Here is a 15,496-nt window from a genome sequence, read left to right as displayed (position 1 = left end):
GGGAAGCTATAAGCCTCCCATTCTTTTAATGTCGTAAGAAACATTTAAATTTTGTTCTTAAAAGTATTATAGTAAAACTAATAATTTATGCAAATACTTTTAACAGAAATATCTAAAAGGTCTTTAACACTCAACGAATCCGAATAACTTAGACAGTGTGAATAAATTGTTAAAGTAGTCGAGTGTATATGTAAAACATTGGTATACCCATTAGAGATATGCGAATTATTATATATGTAAAACCTAACATACTTTTTAGTCGTATCTTGCGTAAAACTTACCAGATAATCTTTTGTGTTTTCATTTATGTTATCTTCGTATTGCTCTGTTATGCTCAGGATCTCTTTGCTGTTCAGCCAATAACTGCCTGTTTTATCTTGTTTAATCTGTTCCAAAATCAAATTATTTAATGACTGGTACTCTTTCGTTATTGCTTTGGCATATCGTTTTGATGACTGATGTTCTTTCCAGTCAATTTTTGCTTTCTTAAACAGTTTGAAAGCTGTAACCGCGCACAATATAGCTGAGATGGTACATAATATTATTCTACTACTATCACCTATAATGCCAATCATTCCTAAATGCACATCTTTTGAGAATAAACCGTTCAAAGATAGGTATACGCCAAAGATACAAAAACTTAACGCAAAAACCACAACTAAAATTAAAGTTGCTCTAATTAAAAGCTCATTAAAAGTAATTTTTCTTAAACTTTTGGTATAAAGCTTAATCTTATCTTTTTCAGATTTTAACATTTTAGCCAAGAACTTATGTTCTCTTTTTCCTCTGCTAAAAGGTGGTGTTACAGCATCTTTAAAAGTCATGTATAATCTAAAGTATTTTAACGTTCCATTAAATATACACTACACCTGGGCCTATTTAAAATGAAACATTATAGAATTATCGCTATTTTCATACCTTTAATATTTTCAGGTTGTGCAGCAAGCCACTCAGACAAAGAGCTTGTTGACTCTTATTACAATGACCAACAAAAAACAATAGAAAGCGATGTAGATCAACTCGTTAATTCCTACTCCGCTAAAGTCGTTACTCAGTACTACCCTGAACCATACTTCAATCCAACCAAGCCAATACCGCATTATTACGCTTTAAAGCTTGATGAAATGGGTATCCCTTACCCAAAAGAGCTTGTATACGACAATGCCGACTATAATTTTTATAAAGAGCAGGCTAAGTTTAATGCAAACAATAATGACGTAATTGATACAGATCACCACGATCACTAAAACTTTTTTATCGTAGGTGTTTTGTTGAGGGGCGTTTCTTGCCGAAACCTTTCTTAACCCCTTAGTGTATGAGGGTAAAAGATTCATACTATATTTTAGAAAATACACTTGATGGAGATAAAGACCAAAAAATCAAAGTGTTGAGAGTAAGCCAGTATGATACTTTTTATTACCCTCATACATTATCTTCTGAACTATCTTCACTCCTTTTTTGATTGGCTTCTTTGATAACATTTTCAATAAAACTGATAACTAAATTTAAAGCGATAAAAAATAATACGATATAGCCAATAGTTTTTAGAGTTAGTACAAAGTTATTGAATACATAAGTTTATGCTTTTCCTATTCCTATATAAACCACATAACATGCAAATATAACCAATGCTATTGCACTAATTGAAATTATTGCAAGTCCAGTATTTTTTAAAAATGAGCGCAATAAGTATTTATCGAATTTAGAATTATTCATAGCCATATACTATCCTTCATAAAAATTTCATTTTCTAACATTGAACGAAGCGCAACTATTGCTGCACCACCGCCAACAATAATTATGATAAAGCCGAATAAAAAATTGAGATTCATGTTTGCAGCTATGTTTAATTATTTAGATTTAAGCAACTTAATTAGTAGCATTACAATAGTTATTGTACGAGAGTACTTTACTCTCGTACACTTAGAAGATAAGCATCTGGATTCGTTTTTAATTCTTTATCTAACATTATTAGCTTATTCAACATATCTTGGTTTGTCGTCTTGGGAATGATCCAACCGCCAAAACTAATATTGTTTAATTTGATGTTAGGTAGTGGATCTTGTCTATTTTGTTCCAGTAACCAAAGATAGTTTTCACTACAAACAAATAAGACTTTTAATTCCTGATCAATGCGCCGTAAATCACAATATCTGAATAGGTTTACGTTACCTGGTGCTTCAGCATTGATAATTGGTTTTTTTCTTGTTTTTTCACCATGTAACTTAAAGTATTTAACACAACTTTCAATGTCACTTTTTAAATTGATTGGTGCAGTTTCTATTGGTGCCTCTGATAATTGTTCTTCAGCATATTCAAAATAGATCCAACATACATCTTGGTCTTTTAGCTTTTCAAAAAGCCAATCTGGAACGTCATGCAATTTTTGTTTTAGTACAAATGGTTTTCCTACATTCGTAATCTTGACGCTTCTTTTCTTGTACGTGTCCAGCTCCCCTATCTTCTTCACGCCACTTTTATATAAATAACGGTTTTTGAGAACTACTTTACTCTTTTTTACCTCTTTTTCAGGTTTAGGATCAGTACTGGATTTTTCAGGCTCAACATTCAAACAAAAGTAATCTATTCCTTTGGTAAACAATTGAAACTTCCCCTCCTTTTCAATTAAGGCAAAATTCCCTCTGATTTCAGCACCTACTATATCTTTAGATATTAGAAATCGATCATCAACGGTTTGTTCATTTAAGAGCAGTAAAGCCGATTTAAAATCTACTTTGTGTTCTGGTATTACAACATAACCGTGGTCAAACAACTTTTTGCTCACTCGGATAACTGTGTAAATATCCATAACCAGCTCCTTATATTATTTCCTGTAATTTTGGTTGATGTATTCTTGGATCGCTACAATTCTTTTTTCTGAAGTAGGATGCGTTGATAAGAAATCAATTTTAGTGCCCTGTTTTTCTTGGGCTACTACTTTATTCCAAAAGCTGACTGCGCCCTGTGGGTTGTAACCAGCACGAACCATAATATCAACACCTAGAAGATCCGCTTCACTTTCAAGTTTGCGCGAACCAGGTAAGTTAACCCCATAATCGCCTAGTAAACTTGTGCCAGATACAACCATGTCACCAAGACCAGCCGAACTAGCTGCAAGCACACCTAAACCAGTTAAAAGCTTTTTACTTACCTTTTCACGCCCATGATCACGTAAAGCATGTGCAATTTCGTGGCCGATCAGTGCAGCCAATTCATCATCAGTTGCATTAATTTTTGTGATAGAACCAGTCAACACACCGATCTTGCCTCCAGATAGACAAAACGCGTTGATTTCATTATCTCGGATTGTATTAACTTCCCAATTCCAATTTGCTGCGTCAGCTCGATAATGTGGAACTTGTGCGATAAGACGTTTTGCTACTCTATTTACTTGAGCGTTATTCACAATCAATCCACGCTGTTTAGCAGTCGTGATGATGTTGTTGTAAGACTGAGTACTTTGCTGAAGATATTCTTTTTCAGAATACAACATGATTTGTTTGCGTTTAGAACCCATTCCATCAATAGTACTAGATACGCAACCAGTTAAAAGAGATCCGGCAACAGCCAAAACACACAAAGATTTCATCTTAAAATCAAACATTTTGTTTTCCTTTATGTTTAAAAACATTTAACAAGTTAAAACTGCGCTTATTAAGCTTGTTTTTATCTTCCAAATCAGTAATACATTTAAACTCTTTTAAGATGTTTTTGTAATGCTCTTTTTGTTCATTTTCTGACTTATTAAAACCTTTCAAAGCTAACTGTTCAATAGTTTTAGGGCTGAATAATTTCAGAAGAACTATATTTAATATTAAAGTACCAGCCAGTAAGCCCAACGCATAAAGCTGAACAACTGAAGTACTGTATTTAGGTTCCATCGGACCAAGTGAACCAAAGCATATAAAGCTAAATACAGATAAAGTAACTGCAGCTATAAAACTAGATACCGTAACTTTAATCTTGAACTTATATCGTGCAATTAAAGCGACAATTAAAAAACCAAAAAGTATGGTACCAATTGCCGTAGCCATTATGACTAAAAAGAGCCCAGGGTTTGTGTTTGATGGATCTAACATTTCCATAGAATATCCTTAAATAAAACCCTTGCTTTCTAATAGGGTGAAACGATCTTTAAACAGTACAAAGAATGTTTTTTTAACGCTTTCGTACTGGTGTTTGATAATGTCTAAAGCACTATCATATGCACCTAGTTTCACGTAATTAACAAAATTGGCATGATCAAAACCTTTAAGTTTGTGACGTTTAATAAAGCCCTTAAAGTCTTGCTCTTTTTCTTTAAATTGATTCTCAAATTCAAAGAAAAGTTTGCCTAATTTCATGCTGTATAGTTTTAAATTGACAATAAATTCGACTAAAGGTGTTTCATTTCCTCTAATCGTAACCAGCATGTCTTTATCTTTTGTGATTTCGAGCGATGGTAAAAAATTAGAAAAATTAACCAGTAGATCACTTAATAAAACTTGTTTATTAAAGTATGTGACCAAAACAGGTGCGCTATCTGGCACATACGCTTTGATACGTTCAAATTTACTTAAAGCTTCTGGAGAAGCATGACCACTAAGGGCTAATTTCACTAACATATAATTCACTCGACATCTAATTCATTTTTTAAAACCAATTTGTATTTTGGATGAACCCCAAGTCTAAGTTGAAGTAATGTCCACGCTTGCTTTGTTATTAACTTTTCGCCACTTTCAAACTTTGACCACTGTATATTGTTGTACAATCCTGTGTGACTAGACATTTTGGTTTTACTTAAACCACTCCAGACTCTTAGTTGTTTTCCTAAGACTGGTATTGGAACCAGCATTAAACCATTGTCCTCTTGTTCCTTTAAAATCTTTAAAGCTGCCTTTTTACCTACTAATTGACCGCCATCTTCACAAATATAAGTAATACGAGCTGTATATTGTTCAGAGTTTAAGCACTCTTCTAACAATGCTAGAACTTCATCCTGAGGATTCGTTAAACCCCCTCCAACCGTATCGCCTGTATCAGTTTTAATCACGAGTTATACCTTTTAAGATAGATATTCTTATAGTATATACGAAAAACATTTAAAAGATTTTTTTAAAAAAACAAAATGTTCATTTTTTGTATTTTAGCTAAAACCACTTATAATATGATTATTGGTATTAACCAAAGTTTAAAACATATTGAAAGGTGTTTAAAATGACTAACTCTAAAACTAACGCTAAAACCAAAGAGAACCGCTTAAACCAAAATGGCTGTTTAAGCAAAACCAACCAACGCAAGCTTAAACCTATTTCTTTTTGCTTATTAGATACAGAACAAGTGACAATGCTGGAGAAAATTGAAAAGTTTCAATATGGCAATTTCTTTAAAAACATTATAGCTTCTATGACTGATGAAGAAGTTGAACAGATCGCGAATAGCAACAAGAAAAGCGATCCAATCATTCCTCAAAAATTACTAGATCTAAACATCACAAAAGGTTTCTTATCTTGTCGTTCAATTGCAAAGGTGCTTTTTAAACACAATAAAGTTGAATCTATGCTGCATGAGCTACGTAACTTTATCTCTGACGAATTCATTTTAAAGTTAGCTGAAGACCGCAACTTAACACTATCTATAAGCGACTCAGAAGTCGATTCTAATACCTCTTCAGGTATGTTTGATGATCGCTATGCGATGGCTGATACTGGCTATAAGAGCCGTACAACACCTGTTTTCAATAAGCAAAATATTGAATCTATAAAATCCATTGTTCGTGAACATGAGAAGCTTCCAAAACATGTCGAATTAGACAATGATTTCATTGAACAGTTTATGAATGACAATCCTGAAGTATTCGCAAAATTATAAAAACACAAACAAAAAAAACCATCTAATTTTTAGATGGTTTTTTTATGTCTTAATTATTTCTAGAATCAGCTATAAAGCTTCGCTGGCTCGTCTGCAACTGGTATCACTGGCTGTACTTCTTGCATAAGAATTTTAGTCACTTCATCCAGTGGTGCAATGTTGGAAGGTAAAAACTCTATTGCTTCAGGAAATTGTGATTTAAGGTAAGCATCTATGGCTTTGTGAATAGCTCGGTACCATTCTCGCGATTCGCTCTCTAAATTAAACATGCTTGAAATTGAAGCTTCTAGATCCGCAATATATTTACTTGGTAGTAAAGCTTTACGCTCCATATAAGCTTGATGTGCCATAGCAAGCCAGATAAAGCGATTTAATTCCTTACTACTTCCCTCTACGCTATTATCTTTAAAGTTCAACGTTCTAAATTTGCAAATGTGAAAATGTTGCTCACTAAAATATTTAAAGAAATCTTCATACTCAATTACAGAAATGGATTTTTGTAGCACCAATGGTATATCTAATGCGAGATCCACTTCGACTTTACGTGTACCAATGCCATTTTTAATAACAAATTTCATATTCACCTCAAAATAAATTAAATTGTTTAAAGGTGTCTTTATCATTAAAAGTAACCAGGTGATGCGATTCAATTAACGATTTAAGGTCCTTAGCCTGAGCAACTGGCTGTATTTCAATGCTGGCGATTTGTGCAGCTTCATGAATTAACCCTATGATTTGAGCACGGCTTTCTAAATATGCAGATAGATCGCGAGTTTCTTTGAATGAAGAAATGACAAAGTTAATATTCTTTTCTAAATTCTCACTCAAACTGCTTAGTGTTTGGTTAATTGGTGCATACTTTTCTATATGCTCTAAGACTGTTGCATGATCTAGAAAAAAACTAACTTCCAGCAATAATGAATTATAAAAATCAATAAAGTTCGTTTCTTTTTCAAAGATGAAAATTTCTTGGCCATCTTCGTCATTAGGTATCTCAATTGAACCTTTTGAGATCTCAAAACTTTCATCCCCCAACAATGTATGCAGAATTCGGCCTAAGTGTTCTGCATGTGGTTTGCTGTTAGTAAAGTTGATTTTCAAGTTTTCATTTGAATCAGCAATACGGACTAAAATATAGTTTGTTGTGTGAAATAATTCATCTGCATTGTCAGTAAAATTTAACATTGAAATCTGATTATCTGTTCCAGCATCAGAATCAAGTTGCTTATCTAAAAATTCATGGTTATCAATAAAAAGCTTAGCTACACCGTTTGTAATAATGCTTTCGTATTCACCAAAGTTTTGTGCAAGGTATTCGCTCATTAAATTTGGCAGAACTTCTAATAAACTTTTTTTAAGATCCGATAATTCAATAGCAGAATTGAATAACGAATCTGGCACAAGGTTCTCTACCTCTTCATCAAGTGCTTCATCGTTTGGTGACAACCCTTTTTGCTGTGCAATTGCATTACGGAAGGAAGCCATAATTGAGATTGTCAAAATTGAAAGTGTTACCGTTTTAACCCATTCACTTTTCACATCGTTAGGCACGTAAAAAGCGCAATTACTAACCCACTGGTGGTTATGATTAAGAATCCGCTTTAAAGGGGTTTTAGTGGCTGGAAAAATTTCAAAGACAGTATTTAAGATTGGGTTTTTACCCAATTTGATGCTTTTATTATTACCGTAAAAATAGATGCTGCGAATATCAGACATAATATACTTTCTTAAACTTAACGTTGGTTACATATTATCACTGATTTAGTTTTAAAAAATATTTTTTAAAACTATTAATTTTATTTTTTTGTGTTTTAATTCTGCCCTTGCTCACTGCTTTTAAAACCCAAAAAAACAGGTAACTTTTGCTTAGGCTACGGTGGGAACTTGGAATTACAGTGTTATTTGGTAGCTAAAAAAATAAACATTGATAAACTATTGATAGTAAAAGAGATAAGGAATAGATAGATTTCTTTGCGTGTAGGGATATACTTTTCATCAAACATTTTGTTTATCGCATACAGAAGTGAAGAAAAACATAAAATGAATATGATGATTTGCAATATATATGATGGAGTATTGAGGGTTTCTGGTAGATATTTAATCTTGTATATCGTTGTATTTAAAAACATTTCAAACACAAAGAATACAACTACAAAGATGTAGCAAATATTGAAAATGGCAACTAAGTTGTATGCCGATTTGAGTACCAGGCCTGTCATCGATTGTTCACTTGAATCAATCTCACCCGTTTTTGGAATTTTAAAAAGCACAACGCATTCCAGTTTTAAGAGTGTATCTATTATACTTTTAGAATACCTTTTATCAACTATAAAACTTTGTTATTAAAATAAAAAAATGGCCTTTTAAGACCATTTTAAAACACCCTACCCTCCTTTTAAGACTAGCCGTTGTGCTTATCTTTAGAATCACGGTAAGTAGAGATATGGTAGAAGAAAAAGCACGATAAAAGTGAGAAAAGCACCACCCCGAACGTGTTCCAAAATCTGCTATTTGATAGTTCAGAAATACGTTTATTGATTTCTGAGATAACACATGGATTCGCTTTTGCAACTTCAACATTTACATTGCAGACTTCAGCATATTGGAATAGGAATGTTTTATGGCCAATATCATACATTTCTTGGATCTGGTTAATATTGGTCGTATTCAGAAGAACCATAACAAGAGAGATCAGTGCTACAAATATAGAGATAACAAGAAAGCACTTCACAATGATTTCACGAGCCACATCATCAACACCACTTAAATATCTTTCGAGCAATATATTTAGCTTAGTTCGACCATCAAGGATAATGTTATAGTCATGTTTTACTTCATTATTTCCTGTATGGTTTTGATTTGTTGGTTCAACAGGAATGTCAGATAATTCGGCTGGTAAAGTGACTGCAATTACATCTTTTTGTTCTTCAGGTGCTAAACTTTTATTGCTGCTGTTTGATACAAAATCTTTTAATAAGGGTACTGGCTCACTTTTAAGGTGTTCTGTTTTTACAACCTCGTGAGCCGACTCATTTGCATCGAATAAGATCTTGTCTGTTCTTTCTGGATGCTTGAGATGTATATATTGATAAATAAAATAATTGATCTTTTGCTGTAAGACCGGGCTTTTATCAACTTCACTTTCCACATCTGCACCAAAAGTCTCAGTTATAGATGATTTTAATTCTTGTACTTCGGATTGATTCAGCAATTGATATAGTTCATATATTGTTTTAGAACTGATCATGATAAAACCCACATTAATATTCATTAAACTGTTAGTAGTATATAGAATGTGGTTTTAAAATAAATAGGTATGTTTTAAGAATAAAAAAAACCGCCTTTTAAGGACGGTTTTAAAAGGGGGTTTAATTAGTATAAACAGTTGCCGTTTGCACCAATAGAGCGTCCATTCTGGCTTAAATACCGTTGTACGGTGTTAGCAACATCTCTTGGGAGTTGATTATTCACTTTTTGTATAACATCGACTTTGTATTTATTCTGACAACTCACAATACCAGCCAACATGTTATTGATCAGTGATGTATTGTCTTTACCATCCAATTTACGTGTTTCTTCGTTTATCACTATGAATTGAACAATATTTAGATAGTTATTCGTGAGGTTGTCACCACTTTTTGATGACTTGTTTAGATTCTCAATGGTCGTATTCAAGTTATTCATTCGTGCTTCAAGGCCAGAATCACCAGTGACATTTGCATTATTGTTTTGGTAACGCGTAGCTGTGGTGTTCCGATTAGAATTATATTGTCTTTGCTGTATCGGCTGTTGCTGAACCTGAACTGGTGCTTGCTGTTGAATTTGACCAGGTGCTTGCTGTTGTTGAGCTGGCACTTGCTGAGTTGAATCTTCATTTGAAGTTGCTTTTTTATACCAATCACTAAAATCGGCATTTGCACTACTACTCAATATAGTAGCCGTAAAAATTGCACATAAATAAAGTTTATTATTCATTGTCTGAACTCTCTTTACCGTTGTAGTTCGCTGGACTAATAGCTTTTAAACTGAACTCATTTGCAAGTTTCCACAACCGCATAAATGTCTTTTGCTTTTCTTGTACCCAATAGTCCTTATCTTTTTTTAGAAGATTCTTTAATACATCTGAGTTCAAGTGGAAATTATCATCAAAAAAATGTTCAAACAGGAGTTCTGTTAAATAGTTTTGAGTTAACGTTTTTTTATTTTCATTACCCGTACCAAAGAATATTTGGCAAAGCTTTGTGCTTTCACACACGAGATCTATGTATTTTTTCTCGTCTGCATTTCGCTGGTGGCGCAAATGAGGATGTGTAATAAAAATAGAATTACGTATGAAAGCATAATCAATAATTACAGTAGCTTCCGTTTTCTTTGAAATGTACTCAGCGTTTGTAAGAATTTCACAAGTGGTAACATCAACTTTGTCGCGAATATTAATGAATTCGCTTGAGAAAGTAGATGCACTTTTGTTTTCGATCTCAACTTTCTTATCACGATTTCTCAGATAAAGTAAATTATCTGCTTGCTTCATATCGTTTAGGAATCTTTCAAAGAAGTGATTACTTTTATATAGATCTTCTAGAGCTCGCGTAACATAAGACGCAACCAAATTAAGATTTTTAGCTAAATATGATGGTCCATTCTTAGTTGTATAAGCAGCTAAACGATCCTTAACAAGTTCTATTACTTTTTCAGGTTCACCATTATTCAATCGAATTGCTGAAGTGAAGAGCGCATTACTGATTTTAAGCTCATTGCCCTGTTCATCCTGAACCTTTGCACACATTTCATTTAATGTATTAAGCGCTTTACGATAGTTGGACTTTAACTGAATCTGAAAACGATAATTGCAAAAATTGTCACGATCTGGTGTACGCTTATTGCATGGTTCATACTTAACAGAAATAAATAATTCAATAGATGGATTGTTATTCAGTCTTTCTAATGAAACAAGAAGTCGTTTACGGTAAAAATCACTTGCTTTGTATTTAAATTCTACTGAAAACTCGGTTAATGCTTTGAAGTCAATGTAAGGAATAACCACTTCGCCACGAAACTCATTGATCTTCATCAAGTTATACATATAAAGATCAAAACGGTCCTTAAATCCAAGAACCGTTAAAGTGTCGAGAACTGTGTAGCGCCCCTTTTTATCAAAATCTAATTCAGATAGATTGGCAATCAACGTTTCTTCAAGCTGATAGCAAATAAACGCATTGTTATCTAATTCAAAATAGCCCGTACTGGCAAACATTCTTTTATGAGTTACGCTGTCTACGTCATTTCTTGAAAATGGTTCGCTGTCCATTTGGCGTAAAGAGCTCATTGGTAGCATCACTTTACCAACACTATTTAGCGTATTCCATGCCAAAGATTTGATACGGCCATTGCTAAGGTAATTAGCTTTATTTTTGAATAAAAGAATTTGACGGATGTATTCAAAATTCAGAACAAAGTTGTTCGCTAGTTGTAATGCTTCAATTTGGGATAATTCAGGTTTTTCAGCGATAACGCGCTGCAGCTGATGTGCATACTTATTTTTGGCATTCACCAACATTAAGTAAAAAATGAATTGATCAACAACTGGAATATCTAGATAACATTCGACTATGAAATTACTGATTTTGTTGCCGTAACCCAAGAGATCCATGGTTTTTGTTTCGGCATTAATAATTGAGTCTTTGATTGACTGCGATAGTCCAAAAATTTCATCTTCTGAAATTCCTTTACTTATGCAGACTTGTGAAGAATCTTGCATAACTGCTCCACTTTAGACAACGTACAACGTACATTGCCTGAGATTGAATTAAAAAATAAAAATAAAAATATATTTGCAACCCAACTAACGTTGTAGTCTTTTCGCTTTAAAGCTGTGTATATACTAACTAAATTTTAGACAATAAAAAAGCCTCGTCAGAGGCTTAATTACGCAATTAACATTATTTGTTGACCGATCTGCGGTAACTCTAGTTTAGAAGTAGTGAACCTGTATGGTAGCTTCTCATATATGCTTTTAAAACTAAGAGAATTTCTAAAAAAATCAAAGCTTTTAGTGAGTTTAAAAGTAATATCGCCACTTGATAAGATTTGAATTTCGTCAATCATAGGTGCTGCAGCTTGCTTCGCATCTGTATCAATCATAAATGATAAATCACAAGCTTCACGCATGATCTGGTTGATAGTTTTCTTATTAAAATCTAGACCTGTAACGTGGTTAACTTTTTCAGCTGATACAACGTATCTACCGTCTTCTGCAGAATAAAATGCATTTAAATTATCAACTAGAATAAGCAATTCGGCAGATAAAACACCTTTTAGCAAAATATCAGACGAGCCAGAGCTAAACACATTGAAGTCAATGAGTATTTTTTGATGTCTAAGACTAAATGATTGATATTGCATATCTCGAATTCCCATAGGCATTCTGAGTAGACATTATAGCATCAATTCGTTAATTAGACTACGATTAAAAGCATTTTTAACAGTAATTTCTTAATAAATAAGACTATGAAAAACAGTGCCTTATATGAGTAATATTCACAATTACAATGTAAGTTAACCAATGTAATACTTGATCAAATAAATATGTGCTCAAGATAGGCACCCAGCGAAACTTTTTTATAAATGGGTTGTAAACTTTCTTCCGTCCTAATGATGTAAGTTGTTGATTTATAGTGCTGGCAAATTTCGAGCGAAAGTTTTTTATAAATGGGTTGTAAACTTTCTTCCGTCCTAATGATGTAAGTTGTTGATTTATAGTGCTGGCAAATTTCGAGCGAAAGTTTTTTATAAATGGGTTGTAAACTTTCTTCCGTCCTAATGATGTAAGTTGTTGATTTATATTGCTGGCAAATTTCGAGCGAAAGTTTTTTATAAGTGGGTGTAAACTTTCTTCCGTCCTAATGACGTAAGTTATTGTTTTATAGTGGTGCCAAAATACGAGCGAAACTTTTTTATAAATGGGTTGTAAACTTTCTTCCGTCCTAATAGCGTAAGTTATTGATTTTACTTTTTTGTCCAGATCCAATAGCTCAACTATCATAGATAGTATGTTTAGTATGTTTTAAGGTTAGGTTATAACTTTTTGGCTGTACCTAACTTCCAGCGAAAGTTTTTTATAAATGGGTTGTAAACTTTCTTCCGTCCTAATGACGTAAGTTATTGATTTATAGTTGTGTCAAAATACGAGCGAAAGTTTTTTATAAGTGGATGTAAACTTTCTTCCGTCCTAATGGCATAACTCATTGATTTTCTGTTATAGTCTGAACTCAGCGAAAGTTTTTTATAAATGGGTTGTAAACTTTCTTCCGTCCTAATGGCGTAAGTTATTGATTTGTCGTAAAACAAGCTAAATAGCGATCATTGGGTCATATATAAGGGCTATTCCTCATAAAATCTGAAAGTCTTTATTATCAAGGCTCTCAGGAAATTGGAGAAGTTATCCGCAACGTTTTGAATTTAATTTGCGCTCAAATGAATTTAATTTGCGCTGGAAGTATTTTTTATTCTATTTAATTTTATTATAAACAGCGACTTACAACACTTGCTAGTTTGCAAATTTCCAATATTTCAAAAAGCTAAAAAATGAACAATATTTTACTCATATTTTTAAATTCATTCTAATATACAAGAACTTAATTTGTGGATAGAATTTAATAGGAAAGTGGATAAAAACATCAAAAACCAGCTAAAAACGCCTTATTTTCTAAAAATTCAAATTCAATTTGCGCTCAAATGAATTTGATTTTCGCTCGTACCATTTGTGTTTTTCCGTACTAATCCTGTAATATCATGAAAAATAAGCATAAAAAATGTCCCTAATTAACTTCCCTTAATTAGAAAGATAATAAACAAAAAATTTCTTTTTAAAAATTTACTCTTAAACTTTTTAATATATTTTTTAATTTTTTATTTGCCTCCTTAGTATATACCAATGAGGTTTTGTAGTATTTTATAAATAGCTTGAGTCAATGACCAGCAATCAAAAATATAAAGCGTGGAATTTAAGAAATGAGTAAAAGTGATAATACGATTAAACGTATCGTCATGACTGTAGATCAATTTTACAAACATGATGAACAAGACGAGCTGTATGCATACGGCTTTGATATGTCTACCAATGAACCAGTTCGCATACGAATGAGTTCATCTGAAGAATTCACGAAGATCATTAATAAACTCAACAAGCATCATACTGAGAATGTTTCAGTAGATGAAGTCCACGCAAAATTTGATTCTGGACGTAACCAACGTACTTCATTAGACACACATAATCGCGGTGCTAACCGTGGTCGAATTATCTGTTTTGACAAATGTGTTGACTCACCCTACGAATCTCTTGACGGTTATAAAACTTATGTTGCTCAGTGGTGCAACGTAATGAGTAACAACCCGAATTCACAATTAATCAAAGCAGTCACTTCTATCAATGTGCATCAACAAAAAAACGGCGATTTCTTTGTTAAAGCTCAAATCATTGAAGATGCAGCACATATGCAAGTGCCCAATGTAAAAATTAATTCTCCAGCACTTCATAACGCTATTATTAAAAATAATTTACAGCTTCTTGTTAAATCTTTATCGAATAGTACTGACAACCAACCTGAGCGCATTCCATTTTCAAAAATTGTTGTGCGCTATGAGTCTGGTTCTGTATTAACTACAATCCCATTGATTCCAACCTATGACAGTGCTGATCGTGAAAGTGTTAAGCAATTCGCTAAGCCAGATCCGTTGATGCAACGTGGCGGTATTGATAAAACTAAAAAGTCTTATCGGGTTGCTAAAGATCCGATTGAAAGTATCAAAGATATTTTGAACGGCAATGACTTTCACACCGCAACTTTTGATCCAAATTTTGTACCATCCAACCAGTATGAAAAAGACCAGTTCGATAAACAGGCTCAGAACGTTTATGTTATGGACCAGGCCCGTATTGCCCTGTTTGCATTACTTGGCGATCGACAAATTAAAGTGTTCTACAATGAAGATGTAGACAAAGAAAAAAATCAAAATTTAAAACGTCTTTACGCTGGCTTGGTGAGTCAAAAATTACTGCCTGAGGTTTATCATGGCCAACAACTACAACTAGGTGCGCTTTACAAAGACACGTTCTTAAAGAAATTTTTCAACAATAAAACGCCTCACGCTGGTTTTCGCAAGGTAGATCCAGAAATAGATTTACGTACTGGTGAGGGTGTTCGTGGTGTTGGTGCACCTCCCCTAGTGAATCAATTTACCGATGACTACGGCAATCCAAAACCGCACGACTTAAATCCTCAATTTTTAAGTCAAGTTGATCGTCAGACCATGAATAAATTGACGCATGCAAAACAGCAATTTGCTGAAGCGTTTATTGTTATTCAACCACACCAACGGAACTCGAATAATTGTTTTGTCTCGTTTATCGAGCCTGTTGAACTTACTCAAACCCGTATGAATGCGTTGAACTTTTCAGAAATTACGGTAGAGCATGTACAGCAACATAAAGCTTCAATCGATAGTCCGTTATCTAAGAACTTCAACCACGATCTTTTACCTGATCCACAAGAGTTAATGATGAAAGTCAGACAGCCAGAAATGGATGTTAAGAAAAGCCAAGAAAAGGCTGCGACTTCTGATGTCTATAACGACATGACTTTTTAAT

16 protein-coding genes are annotated in these 15,496 nt (G+C 33.4%); 3 read left to right on the top strand and 13 right to left on the bottom strand.

From position 1 onward, the window contains the following. Positions 1-77 precede the first annotated feature (77 nt). Positions 78-824 (bottom strand): hypothetical protein, encoded by a 747-nt coding sequence (locus KCV09_RS15605; protein ID WP_005005749.1) that lies wholly within the window; start codon positions 822-824, stop codon positions 78-80. A 60-nt stretch (positions 825-884) separates the two neighbouring features. Between KCV09_RS15605 and KCV09_RS15600 the strand changes: the two genes are divergently transcribed. Then, positions 885-1,247, top strand: coding sequence for a hypothetical protein (locus KCV09_RS15600; RefSeq protein WP_212515821.1), 363 nt, complete (start codon positions 885-887; stop codon positions 1,245-1,247). 331 nt (positions 1,248-1,578) lie between these two features. Here the strand turns inward: KCV09_RS15600 and KCV09_RS16375 are convergent, their stop codons facing one another. The 6 genes from KCV09_RS16375 to KCV09_RS15570 all read right to left on the bottom strand — a co-directional run bounded on the left by KCV09_RS16375 (position 1,579) and on the right by KCV09_RS15570 (position 5,032). Further along, entirely contained in the window at positions 1,579-1,722 is a 144-nt protein-coding gene (locus tag KCV09_RS16375) for a hypothetical protein (RefSeq protein ID WP_228301602.1), read from the bottom strand. A gap of 187 nt (positions 1,723-1,909) precedes the next feature. After that, positions 1,910-2,809, bottom strand: coding sequence for a hypothetical protein (locus KCV09_RS15590; protein ID WP_005005753.1), 900 nt, complete (start codon positions 2,807-2,809; stop codon positions 1,910-1,912). Between the two features lie 15 nt (positions 2,810-2,824). Continuing rightward, on the bottom strand, positions 2,825-3,604 hold the full coding sequence (locus tag KCV09_RS15585) for a M48 family metallopeptidase (RefSeq protein ID WP_005005756.1): 780 nt from the start codon (positions 3,602-3,604) through the stop codon (positions 2,825-2,827). Further along, positions 3,597-4,085 carry a hypothetical protein gene (locus tag KCV09_RS15580; RefSeq protein WP_068523909.1) on the bottom strand — a complete coding sequence of 163 codons (489 nt, stop codon included), beginning with the start codon at positions 4,083-4,085 and terminating at the stop codon, positions 3,597-3,599. The genes KCV09_RS15585 and KCV09_RS15580 overlap by 8 nt, the downstream gene beginning before the upstream one ends. Before the next feature lie 9 nt (positions 4,086-4,094). Next, on the bottom strand, positions 4,095-4,604 hold the full coding sequence (locus KCV09_RS15575) for a hypothetical protein (protein ID WP_005005759.1): 510 nt from the start codon (positions 4,602-4,604) through the stop codon (positions 4,095-4,097). A gap of 5 nt (positions 4,605-4,609) precedes the next feature. Continuing rightward, positions 4,610-5,032 (bottom strand): hypothetical protein, encoded by a 423-nt coding sequence (locus KCV09_RS15570; protein WP_005005760.1) that lies wholly within the window; start codon positions 5,030-5,032, stop codon positions 4,610-4,612. 164 nt (positions 5,033-5,196) lie between these two features. Between KCV09_RS15570 and KCV09_RS15565 the strand changes: the two genes are divergently transcribed. Next, complete coding sequence (locus KCV09_RS15565) at positions 5,197-5,850, top strand: hypothetical protein (protein ID WP_212515820.1); 654 nt, start codon at positions 5,197-5,199, stop codon at positions 5,848-5,850. Positions 5,851-5,915: 65 nt separating this feature from the next. On the opposite strand, the gene KCV09_RS15560 is transcribed toward KCV09_RS15565, so the two are convergent. The 6 genes from KCV09_RS15560 to KCV09_RS15535 all read right to left on the bottom strand — a co-directional run bounded on the left by KCV09_RS15560 (position 5,916) and on the right by KCV09_RS15535 (position 12,252). After that, positions 5,916-6,428, bottom strand: a complete 513-nt coding sequence (locus tag KCV09_RS15560; protein ID WP_005005767.1) for a hypothetical protein — start codon at positions 6,426-6,428, stop codon at positions 5,916-5,918. Between the two features lie 7 nt (positions 6,429-6,435). Beyond that, the gene (locus tag KCV09_RS15555; protein ID WP_005005771.1) at positions 6,436-7,566 is read right to left on the bottom strand and encodes a hypothetical protein; all 1,131 of its coding nucleotides are present in this window, start codon (positions 7,564-7,566) and stop codon (positions 6,436-6,438) included. A gap of 685 nt (positions 7,567-8,251) precedes the next feature. Further along, positions 8,252-9,097, bottom strand: a complete 846-nt coding sequence (locus KCV09_RS15550; protein WP_024160863.1) for a hypothetical protein — start codon at positions 9,095-9,097, stop codon at positions 8,252-8,254. A gap of 125 nt (positions 9,098-9,222) precedes the next feature. Then, entirely contained in the window at positions 9,223-9,825 is a 603-nt protein-coding gene (locus KCV09_RS15545) for a transporter (RefSeq protein WP_212515819.1), read from the bottom strand. Next, a complete protein-coding gene (locus tag KCV09_RS15540) occupies positions 9,818-11,608 on the bottom strand; it encodes a hypothetical protein (protein ID WP_005005779.1) in 1,791 nt (596 codons plus the stop codon). The genes KCV09_RS15545 and KCV09_RS15540 overlap by 8 nt, the downstream gene beginning before the upstream one ends. A 167-nt stretch (positions 11,609-11,775) precedes the next feature. Continuing rightward, on the bottom strand, positions 11,776-12,252 hold the full coding sequence (locus tag KCV09_RS15535) for a hypothetical protein (protein ID WP_005005780.1): 477 nt from the start codon (positions 12,250-12,252) through the stop codon (positions 11,776-11,778). Between the two features lie 1,608 nt (positions 12,253-13,860). Between KCV09_RS15535 and KCV09_RS15530 the strand changes: the two genes are divergently transcribed. Further along, the gene (locus KCV09_RS15530) at positions 13,861-15,495 is read left to right on the top strand and encodes a hypothetical protein (protein WP_068524132.1); all 1,635 of its coding nucleotides are present in this window, start codon (positions 13,861-13,863) and stop codon (positions 15,493-15,495) included. Position 15,496 lies beyond the last annotated feature (1 nt).

It is taken from the genome of Acinetobacter soli, assembly GCF_018139125.1.
Classification (GTDB): domain Bacteria; phylum Pseudomonadota; class Gammaproteobacteria; order Pseudomonadales; family Moraxellaceae; genus Acinetobacter; species Acinetobacter soli.
Note: the sequence above shows the minus strand (reverse complement) of the source record. Positions and strands in the feature narration are given on the sequence as shown.

Excerpts from the sequence above, each read along its gene's own strand:
- KCV09_RS15555 (WP_005005771.1), bottom strand. The coding sequence starts at position 7,566 with ATGTCTGATATTCGCAGCATCTATTTTTACGGTAATAATAAAAGCATC.
- KCV09_RS15550 (WP_024160863.1), bottom strand. The coding sequence starts at position 9,097 with ATGATCAGTTCTAAAACAATATATGAACTATATCAATTGCTGAATCAA.
- KCV09_RS15580 (WP_068523909.1), bottom strand. The coding sequence starts at position 4,085 with ATGGAAATGTTAGATCCATCAAACACAAACCCTGGGCTCTTTTTAGTC.
- KCV09_RS15530 (WP_068524132.1), top strand. The coding sequence starts at position 13,861 with ATGAGTAAAAGTGATAATACGATTAAACGTATCGTCATGACTGTAGAT.
- KCV09_RS15575 (WP_005005759.1), bottom strand. The coding sequence starts at position 4,604 with ATGTTAGTGAAATTAGCCCTTAGTGGTCATGCTTCTCCAGAAGCTTTA.
- KCV09_RS15540 (WP_005005779.1), bottom strand. The coding sequence starts at position 11,608 with ATGCAAGATTCTTCACAAGTCTGCATAAGTAAAGGAATTTCAGAAGAT.
- KCV09_RS15605 (WP_005005749.1), bottom strand. The coding sequence starts at position 824 with ATGACTTTTAAAGATGCTGTAACACCACCTTTTAGCAGAGGAAAAAGA.
- KCV09_RS15600 (WP_212515821.1), top strand. The coding sequence starts at position 885 with ATGAAACATTATAGAATTATCGCTATTTTCATACCTTTAATATTTTCA.
- KCV09_RS15590 (WP_005005753.1), bottom strand. The coding sequence starts at position 2,809 with ATGGATATTTACACAGTTATCCGAGTGAGCAAAAAGTTGTTTGACCAC.
- KCV09_RS15535 (WP_005005780.1), bottom strand. The coding sequence starts at position 12,252 with ATGCAATATCAATCATTTAGTCTTAGACATCAAAAAATACTCATTGAC.
- KCV09_RS16375 (WP_228301602.1), bottom strand. The coding sequence starts at position 1,722 with ATGGCTATGAATAATTCTAAATTCGATAAATACTTATTGCGCTCATTT.
- KCV09_RS15545 (WP_212515819.1), bottom strand. The coding sequence starts at position 9,825 with ATGAATAATAAACTTTATTTATGTGCAATTTTTACGGCTACTATATTG.
- KCV09_RS15565 (WP_212515820.1), top strand. The coding sequence starts at position 5,197 with ATGACTAACTCTAAAACTAACGCTAAAACCAAAGAGAACCGCTTAAAC.
- KCV09_RS15560 (WP_005005767.1), bottom strand. The coding sequence starts at position 6,428 with ATGAAATTTGTTATTAAAAATGGCATTGGTACACGTAAAGTCGAAGTG.
- KCV09_RS15585 (WP_005005756.1), bottom strand. The coding sequence starts at position 3,604 with ATGTTTGATTTTAAGATGAAATCTTTGTGTGTTTTGGCTGTTGCCGGA.